At 62.9% G+C, this 19,867-nt stretch carries 19 protein-coding genes; 5 read left to right on the plus strand and 14 right to left on the minus strand.

The genetic code is table 11. From position 1 onward, the window contains the following. The first annotated feature begins 3 nt into the window (after nt 1-3). Nucleotides 4-828 carry a tetratricopeptide repeat protein gene (locus I5R65_RS02180; protein ID WP_196872082.1) on the plus strand — a complete coding sequence of 275 codons (825 nt, stop codon included), beginning with the start codon at nt 4-6 and terminating at the stop codon, nt 826-828. A 73-nt stretch (nt 829-901) separates the two neighbouring features. Here I5R65_RS02180 and I5R65_RS02185 read toward each other — a convergent pair whose 3' ends face one another. From I5R65_RS02185 to I5R65_RS02205, 5 genes are all read right to left on the minus strand, one after another. Further along, nucleotides 902-1,507 carry a hypothetical protein gene (locus tag I5R65_RS02185; RefSeq protein WP_231395036.1) on the minus strand — a complete coding sequence of 202 codons (606 nt, stop codon included), beginning with the start codon at nt 1,505-1,507 and terminating at the stop codon, nt 902-904. A 386-nt stretch (nt 1,508-1,893) separates the two neighbouring features. Continuing rightward, nucleotides 1,894-3,486, minus strand: a complete 1,593-nt coding sequence (gene guaA, locus I5R65_RS02190) for a glutamine-hydrolyzing GMP synthase (RefSeq protein WP_196872084.1) — start codon at nt 3,484-3,486, stop codon at nt 1,894-1,896. A gap of 115 nt (nt 3,487-3,601) precedes the next feature. Further along, on the minus strand, nt 3,602-5,071 hold the full coding sequence (gene guaB, locus I5R65_RS02195) for an IMP dehydrogenase (RefSeq protein ID WP_196872085.1): 1,470 nt from the start codon (nt 5,069-5,071) through the stop codon (nt 3,602-3,604). A gap of 162 nt (nt 5,072-5,233) precedes the next feature. Then, nucleotides 5,234-5,539 carry an RnfH family protein gene (locus tag I5R65_RS02200; protein ID WP_196872086.1) on the minus strand — a complete coding sequence of 102 codons (306 nt, stop codon included), beginning with the start codon at nt 5,537-5,539 and terminating at the stop codon, nt 5,234-5,236. Next, a complete protein-coding gene (locus tag I5R65_RS02205; protein ID WP_196872087.1) occupies nt 5,532-5,963 on the minus strand; it encodes a type II toxin-antitoxin system RatA family toxin in 432 nt (143 codons plus the stop codon). The genes I5R65_RS02200 and I5R65_RS02205 overlap by 8 nt, the downstream gene beginning before the upstream one ends. 67 nt (nt 5,964-6,030) lie before the next feature. Between I5R65_RS02205 and smpB the strand changes: the two genes are divergently transcribed. Continuing rightward, a complete protein-coding gene (smpB, locus tag I5R65_RS02210; RefSeq protein ID WP_196872088.1) occupies nt 6,031-6,480 on the plus strand; it encodes an SsrA-binding protein SmpB in 450 nt (149 codons plus the stop codon). Nucleotides 6,481-6,544: 64 nt separating this feature from the next. On the opposite strand, the gene I5R65_RS02215 is transcribed toward smpB, so the two are convergent. Together I5R65_RS02215 and I5R65_RS02220 are read right to left on the minus strand one after the other, a co-directional pair. Beyond that, nucleotides 6,545-8,128, minus strand: coding sequence for a tetratricopeptide repeat protein (locus tag I5R65_RS02215; RefSeq protein WP_196872089.1), 1,584 nt, complete (start codon nt 8,126-8,128; stop codon nt 6,545-6,547). A 45-nt stretch (nt 8,129-8,173) separates the two neighbouring features. Beyond that, nucleotides 8,174-8,920 (minus strand): hypothetical protein, encoded by a 747-nt coding sequence (locus I5R65_RS02220; RefSeq protein WP_196872090.1) that lies wholly within the window; start codon nt 8,918-8,920, stop codon nt 8,174-8,176. 371 nt (nt 8,921-9,291) lie between these two features. Between I5R65_RS02220 and I5R65_RS02225 the strand changes: the two genes are divergently transcribed. After that, complete coding sequence (locus I5R65_RS02225; RefSeq protein ID WP_196872091.1) at nt 9,292-9,981, plus strand: response regulator transcription factor; 690 nt, start codon at nt 9,292-9,294, stop codon at nt 9,979-9,981. 1 nt (nt 9,982) lies between these two features. Then, nucleotides 9,983-11,416 (plus strand): ATP-binding protein, encoded by a 1,434-nt coding sequence (locus I5R65_RS02230; protein WP_196872092.1) that lies wholly within the window; start codon nt 9,983-9,985, stop codon nt 11,414-11,416. 63 nt (nt 11,417-11,479) lie between these two features. Here the strand turns inward: I5R65_RS02230 and I5R65_RS02235 are convergent, their stop codons facing one another. From I5R65_RS02235 to ppsA, 4 genes are all read right to left on the minus strand, one after another. Continuing rightward, nucleotides 11,480-12,757 carry a serine hydrolase gene (locus I5R65_RS02235; RefSeq protein WP_196872093.1) on the minus strand — a complete coding sequence of 426 codons (1,278 nt, stop codon included), beginning with the start codon at nt 12,755-12,757 and terminating at the stop codon, nt 11,480-11,482. A 3-nt stretch (nt 12,758-12,760) separates the two neighbouring features. Continuing rightward, nucleotides 12,761-13,672 (minus strand): SPFH domain-containing protein, encoded by a 912-nt coding sequence (locus tag I5R65_RS02240; RefSeq protein ID WP_102662877.1) that lies wholly within the window; start codon nt 13,670-13,672, stop codon nt 12,761-12,763. Between the two features lie 33 nt (nt 13,673-13,705). Further along, the gene (locus tag I5R65_RS02245; RefSeq protein ID WP_196872094.1) at nt 13,706-14,140 is read right to left on the minus strand and encodes an NfeD family protein; all 435 of its coding nucleotides are present in this window, start codon (nt 14,138-14,140) and stop codon (nt 13,706-13,708) included. A gap of 145 nt (nt 14,141-14,285) precedes the next feature. Continuing rightward, nucleotides 14,286-16,640, minus strand: a complete 2,355-nt coding sequence (ppsA, locus tag I5R65_RS02250; protein WP_231395037.1) for a phosphoenolpyruvate synthase — start codon at nt 16,638-16,640, stop codon at nt 14,286-14,288. 372 nt (nt 16,641-17,012) lie between these two features. On the opposite strand from ppsA, the gene I5R65_RS02255 reads away from it, so the two are divergent. Continuing rightward, nucleotides 17,013-17,867 (plus strand): pyruvate, water dikinase regulatory protein, encoded by an 855-nt coding sequence (locus tag I5R65_RS02255; protein ID WP_006462525.1) that lies wholly within the window; start codon nt 17,013-17,015, stop codon nt 17,865-17,867. On the opposite strand, the gene I5R65_RS02260 is transcribed toward I5R65_RS02255, so the two are convergent. Genes I5R65_RS02260 through rnhB form a run of 3 tightly spaced genes read right to left on the minus strand, consistent with a single transcriptional unit; the run spans nt 17,848 to nt 19,829 of the window. Beyond that, nucleotides 17,848-18,369 carry a DUF6314 family protein gene (locus I5R65_RS02260; protein WP_196872096.1) on the minus strand — a complete coding sequence of 174 codons (522 nt, stop codon included), beginning with the start codon at nt 18,367-18,369 and terminating at the stop codon, nt 17,848-17,850. The two genes, I5R65_RS02255 and I5R65_RS02260, sit on opposite strands and share 20 nt — an antisense overlap. Nucleotides 18,370-18,380: 11 nt before the next feature. Next, on the minus strand, nt 18,381-19,172 hold the full coding sequence (locus I5R65_RS02265; RefSeq protein WP_196872097.1) for an RNA methyltransferase: 792 nt from the start codon (nt 19,170-19,172) through the stop codon (nt 18,381-18,383). Between the two features lie 9 nt (nt 19,173-19,181). Beyond that, nucleotides 19,182-19,829 carry a ribonuclease HII gene (gene rnhB / locus I5R65_RS02270; protein ID WP_196872098.1) on the minus strand — a complete coding sequence of 216 codons (648 nt, stop codon included), beginning with the start codon at nt 19,827-19,829 and terminating at the stop codon, nt 19,182-19,184. Between the last annotated feature and the right edge of the window lie 38 nt (nt 19,830-19,867).

A 19,867-nucleotide genomic window follows, 5' to 3' on the forward strand; every position in this document is an offset into this window, starting at 1 on the left:
ACCATGATGACCTCACCGACACCCCCGGAGCAATTGCTGGGCACCGCCCTGCAGCATTACAACGCCGGTCGTTTCGCGCAGGCTCAAGCACTGTGCCTGGCCTTGCTGGCGCAGGCGCCGCAGCATCCGGCCGCACATCAGTTGCTGGCCATGCTGGCACTGCAGCGGCAGGCACTGACGCCAGCCCGGCAACATATCCTGCAGAGCCTGGCACCACGTCCGCAGCATGTGCCATCGCTGATCATTGCCGGCAAGATTGCCCAGGCCGCTGCCGACCTGGACGGCGCCATCGGCTATTTCGACGCTGCCACACGCTACCAGCCCGACCTGAGCGAAGCCCACTTCCATCTGGGCAACAGCCTGTCTGCCATGGGGCGCCACCAGGAAGCCATTCAGGCCTTGCGCCAGGCAGTCGCGCTGGCGCCGCAGGCGATGGAAGCCGTACTCAACCTGGGCACTGCGCTGCGCGAACAGGGCGACCTCCCCGCCGCACGCGCTGCGTTCGCGCAAGCGGTGCAGCTGCGCCCGGAGGTGGCCGAGGGCTGGTTCAACCTGGGATTGGCGCTGCAGGACTTGCAGCAGCGTGATGACGCCGTCGAGGCATTTGCCCGCGCACTGGCGCTGCGCCCCGACTACGCCGATGCCGCGCTCAACCTGGGCGTGGCATTGCAGGAAGCCCGTCGCATGGAGGCTGCGCTGGAGGCCTACCGCACTGCCCTGCGCCTGCAACCGCAATGGTTCGGGCGCATTGCTCACGCGCTCAGCGCCGGCAGTAGCGGCCAACTCTGGCTGCACGGCCATCAGCTGGAAGCGGCGTTGCGCAGTTGATGGTCAGGCCGCGACGAGGGGTGGATGCAGACGCCGCGATGTCGCGACGTCGAACCACGGATGCTGGGCTGGCCTATTTGCGCTGGCGATATCGTTTGCGATAGACATTCGGGCTGGCCAGCACCTGGGCGACCGTCTCGCTGTATCGGCTGGCGGCATCGGCATCGAGGGTATCGAAATGCAGCTCCGGCCGTTCGCGCGGCACCACCAGGCATTGCGCGATCGGTGTGCCTTTCGGCAGAACGCCCGCGAACGCCGCATCGGTCCACACCGCCGGGAAATTGATGCCGGCGTCATGGAAATGGTCGGCATCGACCAGTCCTGACAAGAGACGGAACGGCAGGTCATGCCGATTTACCGGATGGGTGGCGAACAGGGACCAGCCTGCGTCCAGTTCGATGGTCCAGAAACTGTTGAATTTCAGGACCAGGGCATCATCCTTCAGAAACGGCGTCCCGGTCACCTGGGCAGGTGGATGGAAACTCAACGGCGCACGCGGATGCCCTTGCACCGCAGGCGGCGGCACATCCCAGTCCCAACGGAACACGCCTTGATCGACGTGCACATCGCAGGGCAACAGGATCATGAACCCGTGCGCCATCGCATCGATGAAGGGCGGGCACTGCTTGACGGTGCGGATATCGCGGTCGTGCAGCACGGAGAACGCCTTGGCGGGCATGCTGCGAATCCAGGGCGGGATCACTTCGCGCGCCAGCTGGGGACGCGGCAGGACATCGGCCAGGGCTGGATCGCAACGCAAACGTATCTGGGGAGCGGGCATGGTCTGGAATATCAGGAGAGCGGCAGCTCTGTCAACCAACAGGCATTCTCGATGAAGCAGGCCTACGGACCGTGACAGAGGGTATTGCCGCCCAGGCCCGAAAGGGGCAACAACACATCTGATGCACCCGCCAGTTCTGCGGCCAGGTTCGCCCCGTCAGAGGGGGTGCCAGGAAGACATCCTTGACTCGGCCCCCTTGAAATCAACAGCTTGGAGAAATCAGCTTTTGCCTAGCTATTTTTGCGTGATTTTCCATGCTATTGATTTACATGGGAATACTTCTCTTATTCCCACTCAATGGTCGCTGGCGGCTTGCCCGAAATGTCGTACACCACCCGGTTCAGCCCGCGCACTTCATTGATGATGCGGTTGGAAACACGTCCCAGCAGTTCATGCGGCAGGTGCGCCCAGTGTGCGGTCATGAAGTCCTGAGTCTGCACGGCGCGCAGGGCCACCACATATTCGTAGGTACGGCCGTCGCCCATCACGCCCACCGACTTCACCGGCAGGAACACGGCGAAGGCCTGGCTGGTCTTTTCGTACCAGCTCTGGCCGTCTTCATCCTTCGTATTGCGCAGCTCCTCGATGAAGATCGCGTCAGCGCGGCGCAGCAGGTCGGCGTATTCCTTCTTCACTTCACCCAGGATGCGCACGCCCAGACCCGGGCCGGGGAACGGGTGACGGTAGACCATCTCCGGTGGCAGGCCCAGGGCTACGCCCAGTTCGCGGACTTCGTCCTTGAACAGTTCACGCAGCGGCTCCAGCAGCTTCAGGTTCAGGGTTTCCGGCAGGCCGCCGACGTTGTGGTGGCTCTTGATGGTGTGGGCGGTCTTCTTGCCCTTGCCGGCGCTTTCGATCACGTCCGGGTAGATGGTGCCCTGGGCCAGCCATTTGGCATTGGTCAGCTTGGCCGACTCGGCCTGGAACACTTCGACGAACTCGCGGCCGATGATCTTGCGCTTGGCTTCGGGATCGGTGACGCCAGCCAGGTGGCCCATGAACTGCGCGGTGGCATCCACGTGGATCACCTTCACGCCCAGGTTCTTGCCGAACATCTCCATGACCATCTTGCCTTCGTCCAGGCGCAGCAGGCCGTGGTCGACGAAGACGCAGGTCAGCTGGTCACCGATGGCGCGATGGATCAGGGCGGCGGCCACGCTGCTGTCCACGCCACCGGAGAGGCCCAGGATGACTTCATCGCTGCCGACCTGCTGGCGGATCATCTCGACGGCTTCGGAGATGTAGTCGGGCATGTTCCAGTCGGACTGGCAGCCGCAGATCTCGTGCACGAAACGCGCCAGCATGGCCTTGCCCTGCACGGTGTGGGTGACTTCAGGGTGGAACTGCACGCCGTAGAAGCGGCGTTCTTCGTCGGCCATGCCGGCGATGGGGCAGTTGCCGGTGGAGGCCATGAGCTTGAAGCCGGCCGGCATGTCGTTGACCTTGTCGCCGTGGCTCATCCAGACCTTCAACATGCCGTGGCCCTGGGCATTGGTGAAATCACTGATGTTGTCCAGCAGCTTGGTGTGGCCGTGGGCACGGACTTCGGCATAGCCGAATTCGCGCAGGTGACCGTTCTCGACCTTGCCGCCCAGTTGCTCGGCCATGGTCTGCATGCCGTAGCAGATGCCCAGGACCGGCACGCCCAGTTCGAATACCGATTGCGGTGCGCGCGGAGTGTCGCCTTCGGTGACGCTGTTGGGGCCGCCGGAGAGAATGACGCCGGCCGCACCGTAGTTGCGCACGAATTCGTCGGTCACATCATGCGGGAATACCTCGGAAAACACACCGGCTTCGCGCACGCGGCGAGCGATGAGCTGGGTCACCTGGGAACCGAAGTCGAGGATCAGGATTTTCGAATGCGAATGCGTGGACATGGGCAATGAGGTCTGGCTACGTTAGAAGGACTGCTGAATGGACTGCTGAAAAATTCAACAGCCCGACAGACTGGCATGGTGCCGGTAAGCTGTCGGGCTGTGGCCGCATCGAAGATTACTCGGCGCGGTAGTTCGGGGCTTCCTTGGTGATCTGCACATCGTGGACATGCGATTCGCGCATGCCGGCCGAGGTGATCTCGACGAATTCGGCGCGTTCGCGGAAGTCGTCGATGGAGCCGCAACCGCAGTAACCCATGGAGGAGCGCACGCCACCCACCAGCTGGTACAGGATGGCGACCACCGAGCCCTTGTAGGCGACACGGCCTTCAATGCCTTCCGGTACGAACTTGTCGGCGGTGTTGTCGCCGTCCTGGAAGTAGCGGTCGGCCGAGCCGTCGGCCATGGCGCCCAGCGAACCCATGCCACGGTAGGACTTGTAGCTGCGGCCCTGGTACAGGATCACTTCGCCCGGGGCTTCTTCGGTGCCGGCGAACATGCTGCCCATCATCACGGCTGAAGCACCGGCGGCCAGCGCCTTGGCGACGTCGCCGGAGAAGCGGATGCCGCCGTCGGCGATCACCGGTACACCGGTACCCTTCAAGGCGTCGGCGACGTTGGCGATGGCGGAGATTTGCGGCACGCCCACGCCGGCGACGATACGGGTGGTGCAGATCGAGCCGGGGCCGATGCCGACCTTGACGGCGTCAGCGCCATGTTCGACCAGTGCCTTGGCGGCGGCGGCGGTGGCGATGTTGCCGCCGATGACTTCCACGTGCGGGTAGCGGGTCTTGACCCACTTGACCCGGTTCAGCACGCCAGCGGAGTGGCCGTGGGCGGTGTCGACCACGATCACGTCCACGCCGGCGGCGACCAGCAGCTCGATGCGCTCGTCATTGTCCGGGCCCACGCCGACAGCGGCGCCCACGCGCAGCTTGCCGTGCTCGTCCTTGCAGGCGAAGGGGTGTTCGGTGGACTTCTCGATGTCCTTGACGGTGATCAGGCCACGCAGCTCGAAGGCATCGTTGACGACCATCACGCGCTCCAGGCGGTGCTTGTTCATCAGGCGCTTGGCTTCTTCGGGGTCAGCGCTGGAACCGTTTTCCTTGACGTAGACCAGCTTCTCGCGGGGAGTCATCTTGGCGCGCACTTCGGCGTCCAGTTCGCGCTCGAAACGCAGGTCGCGGTTGGTGATGATGCCCACCAGCGCCTTGCCTTCGACCACCGGGAAGCCGCTGATGCCGTGCTGCTTGGACAGCGCGATCACGTCACGGATCTTCATGGTGGGGGGGATGGTGATCGGATCGCGGACCACGCCGGACTCGAAACGCTTGACCTTGGACACCTCACGCGCCTGCTCCTTGGGCGTCAGGTTCTTGTGGATGATGCCGATCCCGCCTTCTTGCGCCATGGCAATGGCCAGGCGTGCTTCGGTGACGGTATCCATCGCAGCCGACACCAGCGGGATGTTCAGCGAGATGTTGCGCGTCAGGCGCGTGGTCAGGGAAGTATCTTTGGGGAGGATGTCCGAGAAGGCCGGAACGAGCAGCACATCATCGAACGTGAGTGCTTTTTGGAGAAGACGCATAGTGTTTCCTATAGGCGCAAAAGCGAATTATACAGAAAACTTGATCGTGCGTCTTGCTCAGCTTGCGATTCTGCCTCCGGGCGTCGTAAAAATGCCGGATATTCCGGGCTTGCTGGCAAGCCGACAAGCCGACAAGCCAGCAAGCCAGCAAGCCCGGCTGGCTTACGCGCCCTGCCCGCGTTCCTGGTGCGCCGCCCGGCGTCGGCGGGATTGCTTGGGGTCGGCGATCAGGGGGCGGTAGATTTCGATCCGGTCGCGCTCGCGCAGCGGCGTATCGAGCGGCTTGACCTTGCCGAAGAGGCCAACCTTGCAGGTGGAGAGGTCGATCGCCGGCTGTTCGCGCAGCACGCCGCTGTCGAGAATGGCCTGCTGGATGGTGCAGCCCGGAGCCACCTCAAGATGTCTGAGAATCTGCAGTCCAGGCGCGGCGTAGCAAAGCTGGACTTGCAAAGCTGCTCCTTCAGCCATATATCTGTTCGGCCCGCTTGCAGAAGGAGTCGACAAAGCTGTTGGCGATCATGCTGAAGACCGGGCCGATCACGCCCTCCAGGAGGCGACTGGAAAATTCATATTCCATGTCGAACTCGATCTTGCAGGCATCCTCCCGTAGCGGCTTGAAGTTCCATCGACCTTCAAAATGCTTGAAGGGACCTTCCACCAGGCGCATGGTCATGCTGGTGGGACGCACATTGGTATTGTGGGTACTGAAGGACTGTTTCAGGCCGTGGTAGTTGATCTTGAGCTTGGCCGTGAGACTATCGTCACTGCGTTCAGACACCTCGACACCGCCACACCAGGGCAGGAATTCAGGGTAATCCTCAACCTTGTCGACCAGGTTGAACATCTGCTCCGCGCTATAGTTGATCAGGACGGTTTTGTGAACGACTGCCATCGAGGGTGATCCGTTTGATAAAATCGCAAAGGCACAATTTTAACCGACGAGACGAATTTTTATTTAGATGAGCATTATTGATAACAAAAAGGCCTTTTTCGATTACTTCATCGAAGAGCGATTCGAAGCGGGTCTCGTCTTGCAAGGTTGGGAAGTCAAATCGATCCGCGCCGGCCGCGTGCAACTGAAAGAAGCCTACGTGATCGTGCGCAATGGCGAGGTCTATCTGTTCGGCTGCCACATCAGCGCGCTGACCAGCACCTCGACACACGTGCACCCGGAAACGACCCGCACCCGCAAGCTGCTGCTCAATGCGGCGGAGATCAGCAAACTGATCGGCAAGGTGGAGCGCTCGGGCTATACGCTGGTCCCTCTGAACCTGCACTACAGCAAGGGACGGGTCAAATGCGACATCGGCCTGGCCAAGGGCAAGAAGCAGCACGACAAGCGCGAGACCGAAAAGCAACGTGACGGCCAGCGCGAAATCCAGGCAGCCATGAAGCAGAATCGCCGCTGATCCTACGCCTTCCCTCTCCCACAACAACAACGGCTGCCCAGGGCAGCCGTTTTCATGTCTGCCGTTACGACCAGCCGGCGAATTTCTCGCGGCAGGCTGCCACCATCCCGGCCACCACCGGCGCCCATTGCCCGCGCTCCTGCTGGCGGAATAGCCGTATCGAGGGATACCAGGGACTGGATTCCCCCTGCACGCCCCAGCGCCACTCGCCTTCCAGCCGTTGCGGCAGGAAGCATGGCAGGCCCAGTGCGCCGGCCAGGTGTATCACGGCGGTGTCGACACTGATCACCAGGTCCAGCGCGCAGGCCAGCGCTGCGGTATCAGCCCAGTCCGTCAAGGGCAAGTTGTGCAGCCGGCCCGCCACTTTCGGGTGCAGCGCCTGGTCGGCCAGGGGAATTTCCACCTGCAGGCTGATGAAGTCGGCCGGCAAGTCGAAGAGCGGCAGCAATGCGGCCAATGGCACATCGCGGCTGGGATGCGTGGTGGCGTACTGCCGTCCGGCCCAGGCCAGGCCAATACGCGGACGACGCGGCGCAGCGCCATCCAGAAACGCCAGTTGCTGCTGCCACTGCGCTATGCGCCCAGGATCGGCAAAGAGATAAGGCGGCTGCGGCCCCTGGCCAGGATCAGGCAACTCAAGCAACAACGGCAGGCTCAGCAGCGAGGCATGGCAATCATGGGGCGGCGCTTCATGTGCGTGCGACACGCAGTCCACCCCGGGCAAGGATGGGGCTAGCACCGCCAACAACGCTGCGGGGGCGCAGAGCGTCACCTGCGCCGCACGCTGTGCGACCAGCGGGATGTAGCGGGCGAATTGCAGGCAATCGCCCTGCCCTTGTTCGGCCCACAAGAGCACTCGCTTTCCCTGTACATCCTGGCCCGGTTGCCAGCGCGGGCTGGGGCTGCTGATGCCATGCCGGGCCAGTTCGGCAATCTCGAAGCGGGCTTCATGGGCCGGCCATCCCCGCGCATAGTCGTGCCGCGTCAGCAGCATGTGGGCACGGCCGACCTTGGCCTGGGGGAAATCGGCATGCCAGCGCAGGGCTTCTTCATAGGCGGCTTGCGCTTCATCGATGCGCCCCATGCGGCGCAGGATATCGGCGCGGTTGAAGGCGATCAGGGCGCCGGTGTGGTCGTCGCCGTGGGCGGCTTCCGGATAGCAGAGCAGCGCTTCTTCGTGCCGGTTCAGCAGGAGCAGGATATCGGCATGCAAGGCCTGGTACTCCAGGCTGGGCAGCGCTAGCGCAGGAGCAAGTGCGCGCAGCGCCTGTTGCGGCTGCGCCAGTTTGTAGTAGAGGCGCGCCAGCGTGGCGGCGCGTTCGGTGTCCGGCTTATCGTCCGCCTCTTGGTCGGCTTCCAGGTTGGCCGCCCATTGCGCCATTACTGCGCGATGGGCGATGCGCGCCTCGTCGTAGTCCGGCACCAGATCCAGGCAGGCTTCATAGGCGCCGACCGCGCCGGCCAGGTCACCCATGTCGCCGAGCAGATCGGCACGCTGCATGTGCAGCGGCAGGAAGCCGGGGTCCAGGGTCAGTGCCTGTTCCAGCACGGTCAGTGCCGCAGTGGGCTGTTGCGCGCCACGCAATGCGATGGCCTCGCACATCAGGCCCATGATGCTGGCCAGTTTGGCGGGATCGGGAGAAATCATGGCCGGCAGCTTATCACGCCGCCAGGCCATGACGCCGCCGCCGGATCACGCCGTGGTGTCGACCAGGTTGCCAGTGGTCTTGCCCGCTGCCAGCTTGCTCTGCAGGTTTTGCAGGAAGCTGGAGAGCGAGGTGCTGGTGGAGGCCCCGAGTGAACCGAGCAGGTTGCTGAAGGCACTTTCCAGCGACGAGTTCGTGCCATCACTGCCATCGCTGCTGCCGGAGGAAAGACTGGAGATCAGGCTACTGAGGTCGGCCTCGAGCCCACCGCCAGGCGGCGGTGGACGACCGGCTGGTGAGTAGGAGCGGGCCGTGGTATCGGTCGCCGTGGCGCTGGCGCTGCTGGCACTGCTACTGCTGGTGCTGCCGACCTCGCTGGTGGCCGAAACGCTGGTCGAGGAACCGTCAGTAGACGATGACGAAAAGGCCGGCGGCGGTCCCGGTGGCGGATTGTTCTGGCCTTTCAGGGCGGCCATGAGTTCCTGCAGGAAGGCATCCAGCTTCGAATCGACATTCGAAGCTGAAATGCTGCTGCTTGACGAGGTAGTGCTGGCCGAGGTGGTGGCGCTGGTTGCGGTGGCGCTGCTGGCGGTCGCATCGAGCTCCACGCCCAGCGAGGCGAGAATATCCTTGAGTGCCCCGATCAGGCCGCCCCCCTTGTCGCCACGCGGCGGAGGTGGCGGCGGCGGCGCATCCATGCGCTGGCTGGCGCTGGTGGAAAAGCCGCTCGTCCCGCTTAGCGCAGAAAGATCGGACAGGCTGAAATTGCTGGAACCAACGCTGCTGATTGCCATGACACGCTCCTTTTATTGTGCGCGACGCCCCTTGCATCGCTCCCTTATCAGTGTCAATAGTATCGGTCATCAAGTAGTGTTAAGTTGAACCCTGAAGCGTAAAGCGGAGTAAAGTTCTGTCAGGAAGCGCACTACCGGAGATTGCTGCGAGTCAAGCCTGGCGCGGCCTCAGAGCGGATCGATGAAAAATCGGTGATGAAAGGAAAGGTGCAACACCCTCGCTCCAAGGTTCAGTGCAGCGCGGTAAATGAATGTAAAGATGCAATTGTAAAGACGGCCAGAAACACTCCTGCAAAACCTTTTACGGCATATTACGGGCTGCCGACGCCCTGCGGCCTGGAGGCAGGGCAATTCGAGAATGGAATGCAGCGATGTCTAAAGTGCTTTTGATCGACGATGACGTGGAACTCGTCGATATGCTCAAGGAATACCTGGAGCAGGAAAAATTCGAAGTCAACGTCGCCTACGATGGCGAAGCCGGTGCCGCCGAGGCGCTCACCGGTCAGTACGCCATCGCGGTGCTTGATGTGATGATGCCGCGTCTGAACGGCGTCGATACCCTGCGCCGCATCCGCGCCAAGAGCAGCATGCCGGTAGTGATGCTGACCGCCAAGGGCGATGATACCGACCGCATCATCGGCCTGGAACTGGGCGCCGACGACTACGTCCCCAAGCCCTGCACGCCACGCGAGATCGCTGCCCGCATCCGCGCCATCCTGCGCCGCGCTTCTGCCGAGAGCAGCGAACAGGCGCCCTACTCGCCGCTGGCCGTGGGTGCGCTGTCGATGTGGCCGGAACAGCGTCGTGCCACCTGGAACAGCCGGCCGCTGGAGTTGACCAGCAGCGAATTCAATCTGCTGGAAGTGCTGGCCCGCAATGCCGGCAAACCGGTCAGCAAGCAGACCCTGTCGGAACAGGGACTGGGCCGACCGCTGGCACGCTTCGACCGCAACATCGACGTCCACCTCTCCAGCATCCGCCAGAAGATCGCCGCCCTGGGCAGCGACAAGAGCTGCATCCAGACCGTCTATCGCCTCGGCTACCAGTTCATCAAGGAATAAAGTGGGCCGGTTATTCTGGAAGTTCTTCTTTTTCATTGCGATCGCCCAGATTACCGCCACCTTCGGCGTGGGCGTGCTGTTCTGGATAGAAAACCTGGAACGCAGCAACCGCAACTCGGAAATCGACCTCAGTCCACCGGCTTCGTTCATGATCCGCTCGGCCGCTGCCACGCTGCAGTTCGGCGGGCCGGAAGCCTTACGCAGCCTGATCAACGAAGGGCGCCCGCATCGTCTGCAGTTGTATGCGGTGGATGAAGAGAACAAGGATCTGATGGGGCGCGAAGTGCCGCCCAGGCTGGTGGAAGAGGCGCGCCACCTGTTGACGACCGAGCGCGAGCGACGCGTGGTGGAACTGGTCAAGGCCACCAATGGCCATAGCTACCTGATGTTCATCCCGGCGCCCAGCGATGAGTTCGCGCCACCTCCCGGCCCCGGCCCCGGCGGCATGCCCGGTCGCGAGCCGCGCTACATGAAGGAGCGCGGCCCCAAGCCGCTGTTCTTCCCGACCATGCCGTTGGCCGTAGCGCTGGTGGCCAGCCTGGTCTTTGCCCTGTTGCTGGCCTGGTATTTCTCGCATCCGATTCGCCATCTCAAGAACGCGTTCAACCAGGCCGCCAATGGCAATCTGGATCTGGAGCTGGAGCCGGTGATGAGCGCGCGCAATGATGAACTGGCCGACCTGGGCCGCGATTTCGACGCCATGACCGCCAAGCTGCGCACGCTGATGGAAAGCCAGCGGCGCCTGCTGCATGACGTCTCGCATGAGTTGCGTTCGCCGATTGCGCGCCTGCAGATGGCCATCGGCCTGGCGCGGGTGCAGGACCGGGACAAGCTGGAGCTGACCCTGGAACGCATCGAGCGGGAAAGCGTGCGCATGGACAAGCTGGTGGGTGAACTGCTGACGCTGTCGCGGCTGGAGGCCAATGTCCCGGGTTCGATGGAAGAAGCCATTGCGATCCAGCCCATGCTGGGGGACATGATCAACGACGCCAATTTCGAGGCCGAGACCCTGGGCAAGAAGGTAGAAAGCCAGATCGCCTGCCGGGTCCAGGTCCAGGGCAATCCTGAGCTGCTCTATCGCGCCCTCGAGAACGTGCTACGCAATGCCATCAAGCACACCGCACCGTCAACTGCGGTGCAGTTCCTCGCCGAGATCGATGAGGTCGGCAAGCTGCTGCATCTGTCCATTCTCGACCGTGGGCCCGGTGTGCCGGAGGACGAGATGAACAGCATCTTCGAACTGTTCTTCCGCAGCAGTCGCACCAAGAGCAACAGCGCCGGTCACGGCCTGGGACTATCGATTGCCCGACGTATCGTGGAAGCGCATCACGGTGTCATCCGTGCCGCCAATCGGCCCGATGGCGGCCTGCGGGTGGATATCACCCTGCCCTTCATGGCCGATGAACCGGCCCGGGGCGACACCGTAGAGGCCTGATGACGGGTGGCTGATGGCCGCCCGTGGGGCTGGTCAGATCGGCTGCAGGCAGCGGGCGGCATCCTAGCGTGAAGCCGCCTGTGGTTCCGGGTTGACAATGGTACTCATCAGTCCGCGCTGCACCGCGACCTGGAAGGCCTGCAATTCCCGCGCCCCCTGCTCGGCCGGATAGGGAATCGGCAAGCGGTTCATCAGCACCGCCCACGACCAGCCATCGGCACGCGACTGCAGATAGGCGTAGCTGCCGGTGGTGAGAGCGCCACTGTGGGAAAGGATTTCCATGCCGTTGGTGCGGGTCACCACCCAGCCCAGCCCATAATTGTTTTCTGCCAGGGTGGCGTCGCGCTGCTTCATCAGTGCCAGCGTCTGGGGTGTGAGCAATGCGCTACTCCCGCGTCCCTGTACGGCATCGACAAAGCGCACCAGATCGGCCGCCGTGCTCACCCAGCCGGCGGTGGCGTCCATGCTCCGGAAATGGTAGGCGGAATAGGACTCCGGACCGGTCACCGCGCTGCCGTCACGATCGGCCACGGCAGGCCAGCGTGGATCATCGTAATAGCCGGCCTCGCTGGCAGCGCGCTCGTTGCGGCGATCCCCGGCGATCACCGCATCGGCTATCCCGGCAGGGGTGAACACCAATGCCTGCACGGCTTGCTCATAGGGCAGCCCGGTCTTGTGCTCGATGATGCGACCTAGCACGTTGTAGGCGAAATTACTGTAGAAGAATTCACTGCCCGGTGCAGCATCCAGCAGACGCTGCTTGAGCACATAGGCGATCACGTCGCGCGCTGACGCCGGGGCCGGAACCTGGCGTGCACGGGCGATATTGGCCAGATCGTATTGCGGATCGTAGTCGCTGCCTCCCCAGCCACTGGTGTGCTGCAACAGCTGGCGCAGCGTGATCTTCAGTACGCGCGGGTCCAGCGGCTGCGCGAAGTCCGGGTAGGCCGCATCCGGTAGCAAACCGCCCGGCCCGAAGACCGGGCGCTCCAGCACCTGCGGCAACTCGTTCTGGAACAGTCTCAGCACCGCCACCGCCGTCACCGCCTTGGAAATGCTGCCGATACGAAAACGCGTCAGCGGTGTGACGGGGGTATTGGTCTCGACAACAGCCATGCCGTAGCCGCGTTGATACACCATCCTTCCCTGGTAAGCGATGGCGATGCTGGCCCCGGGAACGGGATATTGGGCGAGGATCTGCTCCATCCGGGCATCCACACGCGTGGCCAGCGCATCATCCGCTTGCTGCGCGTGGGCGACGCAAGCGGATGACAACACGACGGCCGTCAGCACGAACAGGGCTCGTCGATGCGGGGCGATACGAGAAAAAACGGAGTTCATGGTCTATTTCTGTTGCTTCACCACTTGCAATGCCGAGGCAATCAGGCCGCTCATATCGGACAGGTTGGCCGGCACGATGATGGAGTTGTTGGTCTTGGCCAGCTTGCCGAAGGCATCCACATACTGCTCCGCCACCTTCAGGTTGACGGCATCCGAACCACCCGGTTGCTGGATTGCCGCGGCGGTCTTGCGAATCGCCTCGGCACTGGCCTCGGCGATGGCCAGAATGGCGGCAGCCTGACCTTCGGCACGATTGATCGAGGCCTGCTTCTCACCCTCGGAACGGGCGATGGCGGCTTCGCGTTCACCGGTGGCGATGTTGATCTGTTCCTGCTTGCGCCCTTCGGAGGCGGCGATCAGGGCGCGCTTTTCACGCTCGGCGGTGATCTGCGCCTGCATGGCGTGGAGGATTTCCTTGGGCGGAGTCAGGTCCTTGATTTCATAGCGCAGCACCTTCACGCCCCAGTTCTCGGCCGATTCGTCGATGGCGCTGACGATGGCGGTGTTGATGTGATCGCGCTCTTCGAAGGTCTTGTCCAGTTCCATCTTGCCGATCACCGAGCGCAGCGTGGTCTGCGCCAGTTGGGTGATGGCAGCGATGTAGTTGGACGAACCATAGGAAGCGCGCATGGGATCTGTGATCTGGAAGTACAGGATGCCGTCAACCTGCAGTTGCGTATTGTCGCGGGTGATGCAGACCTGCGGCGGCACGTCCAGCGGGATTTCCTTGAGGATGTGCTTGTAGGCCACGCGATCGATGAAAGGGACGACGATATTGAGACCCGGTGCCAGCGTGGCGTGGTACTTGCCCAGGCGCTCCACCACCCAGGCGTGCTGTTGCGGAACCACCTTGACCGTCTGCACGACGAAGACGATGGCGAGGAAGAAAATGACCAGAGTGACGCTGCCCAGCATGGAACTCTCCTTGGAACTTGAGGGGGGAATGGATCAGCGCGGCGCCACCAGCAGGCGGCTACCGCGTATTTCTCGGATGACGTAGGGACCGGGCATGGCATGGTGACCGGGCAGCAGTTCAACATCCCACTGCGCCCCCCGGTACGGGACCCGGGCGATGTACTGGCTACCCTGCGTCTGCCAGGCCGGCACCTCGATGCTCTGGCCGATATCGAGCAGCAGGTTGGGATCGTCGTTGGCATTGCCCTGGCGCAGGCGGCCGTAGCGGCTGCGGCGCAGACCGAGGACGGCTGCCACGCCCACGACTGCGGCCACCAGCAGTTGCCACTCGAGTTGCACGCCAACCCACGCTGCGACGCCACCGGCCAGCAGGCCCAGCGCAATCATCAGCAGATAGAAGGTCCCGGTGAACAGTTCTGCAGCCAGCAGCCCGCCTGCCAGCCCCCACCAGATCGCCCAGTCGCTCATTACCCCTCCCCGTCAAAAAACAGAAAACGCGCCCAGTCTACCGCAGCTTGAGAACACAAAAACAAAGGCGCGGACATTTCTGTCCGCGCCTTTCACTTCTTTCGACGATCGACGTCAGTGTTGGTCAGTGATGCTTACTTCATCATCACTTCTTGGCCAGATGCTGCCAGGTGTCGATGACGGTATCCGGGTTCAGCGAGATGGACTCGATGCCCTGCTCCATCAGCCATTCGGCGAAGTCCGGATGGTCCGAGGGACCCTGGCCGCAGATGCCAACGTACTTGCCCTTCTCGCGGCAGGTAGCGATGACCTTGGACAGCAAGGCCTGCACCGCCGGATCGCGTTCGTCGAAGTCGGCTGCCAGCAATTCCATACCGGAATCGCGGTCCAGGCCAAGGGTCAGCTGGGTCAGGTCGTTGGAACCGATGGAGAAGCCGTCGAAGTGTTCCAGGAACTGCTCGGCCAGGATGGCGTTGGACGGCACTTCGCACATCATGATGACGCGCAGGCCGTTCTCGCCGCGCTTCAGACCGTACTTGCCCAAGAGGCCGATGACCTTCTCGGCCTGGCCCAGGGTACGCACGAAGGGCACCATCACCTCGACGTTGGTCAGGCCCATGTCTTCGCGTACGCGCTTCATGGCCTGGCACTCCATCTGGAAGGCTTCGGCGAAGTCATGCGCCAGGTAGCGGGCGGCACCGCGGAAGCCCAGCATCGGGTTTTCCTCGTCCGGCTCGTAGCGCGAACCGCCGATCAGCTTCTTGTACTCGTTGGACTTGAAGTCCGACAGGCGCACGATCACCGGCTTGGGCCAGAAGGCCGCAGCGATGGTGGCGATGCCTTCGGCCAGCTTGTCCACGTAGAAGGCCTTGGGCGAGGCGTGGCCACGGGCCACCGATTCCACCGCCTTCTTCAGGTCGGCGTCGATGTTCGGGTATTCCAGGATTGCCTTGGGGTGGACACCGATGTTGTTGTTGATGATGAATTCCAGACGCGCCAGGCCCACACCGCCGTTGGGGATCGACTGGAAGTCGAAGGCCAGCTGCGGGTTACCCACGTTCATCATCACCTTCAGCGGGATCGGCGGCAGTTCACCACGGGCCACTTCGGTCACTTCGGTTTCCAGCAGGCCGTCGTAGATCTTGCCTTCGTCGCCTTCGGCGCAGGAGACGGTGACCAGGGTGCCATCCTTCAATATGTCGGTGGCATCGCCACAACCGACCACCGCCGGCACGCCCAGTTCACGGGCGATGATGGCGGCGTGGCAGGTACGGCCGCCACGGTTGGTGACGATGGCCGAGGCACGCTTCATCACCGGTTCCCAGTTGGGATCGGTCATGTCGGCCACCAGCACGTCGCCGGGCTGCACACGTTCCATTTCAGCCGGATCGCTGATGACGCGCACCGGACCGGCGCCGATCTTCTGGCCGATGGCGCGACCGGTGGCCAGCACGGTGCCGGAGCTCTTGAGTTTGAAGCGCTGCTGCGCGTCGGTGGCCTTCTGCTGCGACTTCACGGTTTCCGGACGAGCCTGCAGGATGTACAGCTTGCCGTCACGACCATCCTTGCCCCATTCGATGTCCATCGGACGCTGGTAGTGCTTCTCGATGATGGTGGCGTACTTGGCCAGTTCCACCACTTCGGCGTCGGTCAGGGAATAGCGGTTGCGCAGTTCCACCGGCACGTCCACGGTCTTGACCGAGCGGCCGGCCTTGGCTTCACCGGTGAATTCCATCTTGATCAGCTTGGAACCCAGGTTGCGGCGGATCACCGGCTGCTTGCCCAGTTCCAGCATGGGCTTGTGGACGTAGTATTCGTCCGGGTTGACCGCGCCCTGCACCACGGTCTCACCCAGGCCATAGCTGGAAGTGATGAAGACCACATCCTTGAAGCCCGATTCGGTGTCGATGGTGAACATCACGCCGGCCGCGCCGACGTCGGAGCGGACCATGCGTTGCACGCCGGCCGACAGCGCCACTTCGGCGTGAGTGAAACCCTTGTGGACGCGATACGAGATGGCGCGGTCGTTGTAGAGCGAGGCGAAGACGTGTTTCATCGCCTCCAGAACGTTGTCGATGCCGACCACGTTCAGGAAGGTCTCCTGCTGACCGGCGAAGGACGCGTCAGGCAGGTCTTCGGCGGTCGCGGACGAACGCACGGCAAACGACATCTCGGCGGTCGAATCGGCCACCAGCTTGTCGTAGAAGGCGCGGATCTCCTGATCCAGGCACGGCTGGAACGGGGTTTCGACGATCCATTGACGGATTTCGGCGCCGGCCTGGGCCAGCGAACGCACGTCATCGATATCCAGACCTTCGAGGCGCGTAGCGATACGGGCGGCCAGGGTCGGGCCACCGTCTGCACTATGCTCCAGGAAATCGCGGAAAGCTTGCGCAGTTGTGGCAAAACCGCCCGGCACGCGTACACCTGCGCCGGCCAGCTGGGAAATCATTTCCCCCAGCGATGCGTTTTTGCCACCGACGGACTCGACGTCCGTCATGCGAAGAGTTTCAAAGGAGGCTACGTATACCGCCCCCTGGGTGTTTGCTGCGTTGGACATGACTACCCCTAGCTTGATGATAAGAAATCTTCGCGGGCGCGGCATGGGTCGGATTATTTTTGTTATTCTGCGACGGTTGCGGCAGCAGGTGCGGTGTCGAGGATGAGCCCGGGGACATGAGCAGACGCGCGCAGGTACCGAGGACGTTTGACAAGGCAAACATCATCAGGAACTCGGTCAAATTGCGCAGGCGAATGACGGTCATCAGGATGGGCTTCTCGAATTATTGCTAGGCATTGTACCGCGTGAAATCGATTTTGTTCGTAGCACCAAACTTTTTTTCAATTTTCCAAAAGACAAGATAATCAGACCATGCTCGACCCCATGCCGATCCCGCACCCCTCTCCCGTCCTGGCCGCCAACCGTACCGTTTTCTTCGTCTCCGACGGCACCGGGATCACCGCAGAAACCTTCGGGCATTCGGTGCTGAGCCAGTTCGAGTTGCGCTTCAAGCAGATCCGCCTGCCCTTCATCGACACCCTGGACAAGGCCCACGACGCCACCCGCAAGATCAATGAGGCCTATCAGGTCGACGGCAAGCTGCCGATCGTCTTTTCCACCCTGGTCAAGTCGGAGCTGTCCTCGGTGATCCGCCGCGCCAAGGCCATGCACATGGACCTGTTCCAGACCTTCGTGGAGCCGCTGGAGCAGGAGCTGGAGATGAAATCCACGCACACCATCGGCCGCAGCCACAACACCACCGATTCCGAGGAATACCGCAATCGCATCGAGGCCATCAATTTCTCGCTGGCACATGATGACGGCCAGTCCAACAAGAACCTCTCGGAAGCCGACGTGATCCTGGTGGGCGTCTCGCGCTCCGGCAAGACTCCAACCAGCCTGTACCTGGCCATGCAGTTCGGCATCAAGTGCGCCAACTACCCCTTGATTCCGGAAGACTTCGAACGCGAAAAGCTGCCCAGCGGCCTGGTCATGCACAAGAAGAAGATCTTCGGCCTGACCATCGCTCCCGAACGGCTCTCGGAGGTCCGTAATGAGCGCCGTCCCGGCAGCAAGTATGCAGCGCTGGAAAATTGCCGCTATGAAATCAATGAGGCCGAAAAGATGATGCGGCGCGAAGGCATCCGCTGGATGTCCTCCACCACCAAGTCCATCGAGGAAATCGCGGCCACCATCCTGCAGGAAATCAAGCTGGAGACACGCTGAGCTCGGGCCCAACCCCAGGCCCGCAGCGACGGGCCTGGGTCAGCACGCGGGTGCGTTTTTTGGGTCCGCTGATGAAGGTTTCCATGGTGAAGGAATCTTCAGTATCGAGGGTGTAGGCGGCGTTGTAGCAATCCGGGCCGCAGATATGATCGGCGGCCGGAGCCAGCATCTTGTCGCGCAGCACATAGGCCTGGTACGGCTGGCCGATGCGCTCACCGTCGGCGAACAGCACCTCCAGCCGGTCGCCGCCAAAGCGATAATCGAAGAGACGGGAAAACAGGATGGGGCGGCCCAGTGCCCCCAGCAACATGCGCAGCTGGCCGCGCTCACGGTAGATCACCTGACCGGGCAGCCCGCCCGAGGTGAAATCGAACTCGCCGACGGCCGTAGCCTGCGGCGTCTCGCTGCCTTCCCAGATAGTCCGGCTGAACTGCCATTGCCCAAGGAAGTAGGCAGCCAGCGCGTCCAGGTCGGGGGGAGGAAATGCCGTCTCGGCCGCCATGGTGGCCCCGCTCAGCGCCCGACCGTGCGCTGGCGCAACTGTTCGAACAGACAGACCGCCGCCGCAGCGGCCACGTTGAGCGACTCCATCTGGCCCAGATGCGGGATCACCACTTCGTGCGTAGCAGCCTCCTGCAAGGCCGGCGACACGCCCTGCCCTTCATGCCCCAGCAGCCAGGCCACGGGACCGGAGAGGTCGCAATCGTAGATGGTCTGTGCCGCGTGCGAGCTGGTGGCCAGCAACGGAATGCGGCTGGCCGCGCACAACGCGACCAGGTCCACGTTCTCGAAGATATCCAGCACGAAATGCGCCCCCATGCCAGCGCGCAAGACCTTGGGCGACCAGGCGGCGGCCGTGCCGGGAGAACAGAATACCTGGGTCACCCCGGCCGCGGCTGCACTGCGCAGGATGGAACCGAGGTTGCCCGGGTCCTGGAGACCATCCAGCAATACCGCCGAATCCTGCAGCAACTGGGGCGCGATTGCCTGCGGGGTGGGCACCAGCAAGAGCAGCCCGACGCCGTTTTCGACGGTGCTGATGGCGTCATAGAGCTTGTCGGCCAGCACCAGGCATTGGGCGCCCAGCGCTTCACTACGGGCCAGGATGGGCGCCACTTCGGAATGGTACTGGGCACCCTCTGCCACCACGCAGAGCTGTGGCGCACCACGATACTGCAGCCAGGCCTGGGCCAGGTGCACGCCGTCCAGCAGGCTCTGGCCGGCGCGGCGGCGGGCCTGACTGCTGGAGGCCAGTTGCTTCAAGTCCTTGAAGAGCGGATTGTCCCTGGAACTGATCAGTTTCATGCGCCCTCCTCACGCCACCATGACGGCCTGGCCTGACACGGCCTGGCCCGACAGCAGGGCCTTGACCGGGGCGTAGGAGCGGCGATGCACGGGCGACACACCGTGCAGGCGCAGCATCTCCAGATGCAAGGGGGTCGGATAGCCCTTGTGGCGATCAAAGCCGTAATGCGGGTAGGACGCGTGCAAGACCATCAGCGCGGCGTCGCGCGCGGTCTTGGCCAGGATGGAGGCAGCCGAGATCGCGGGCACCTTGTCGTCACCCTTGATGATGGCCTCGGAGCGGATACTCATCACCGGGCAGCGATTGCCGTCGATCAACGCCAGCGTAGGCAAGGTGGAGAGCGCTTCCACCGCGCGCCGCATGGCCAGCATGCTGGCTTGCAGGATGTTGATCTCGTCGATTTCCTGCTCGCTGCAGGAGGCAATGGACCAGGCCAGCGCGCACTCCTTGATCTCCAGCGCCAGGCCATCGCGGGCCGCTTCGCTGAGTTTCTTGGAGTCGCGCAGGCCCTTGACCGGGCGCGCCGGGTCGAGGATCACGGCGGCCGCGAACACCGGACCGGCCAGCGGCCCACGACCCGCCTCGTCAACGCCGCAGATGATCTCTCCGGTGTGGTCGTCGAACAATGCCATTGTCTGCGGCGCCAGCTTGGGCATGGAATTTTCCTTCTTCAAAACTTGATAACGAAGCGTCG

Source organism: Herbaspirillum sp. AP02 (assembly GCF_015767275.1).
Classification (GTDB): Bacteria; Pseudomonadota; Gammaproteobacteria; order Burkholderiales; family Burkholderiaceae_D; genus Herbaspirillum.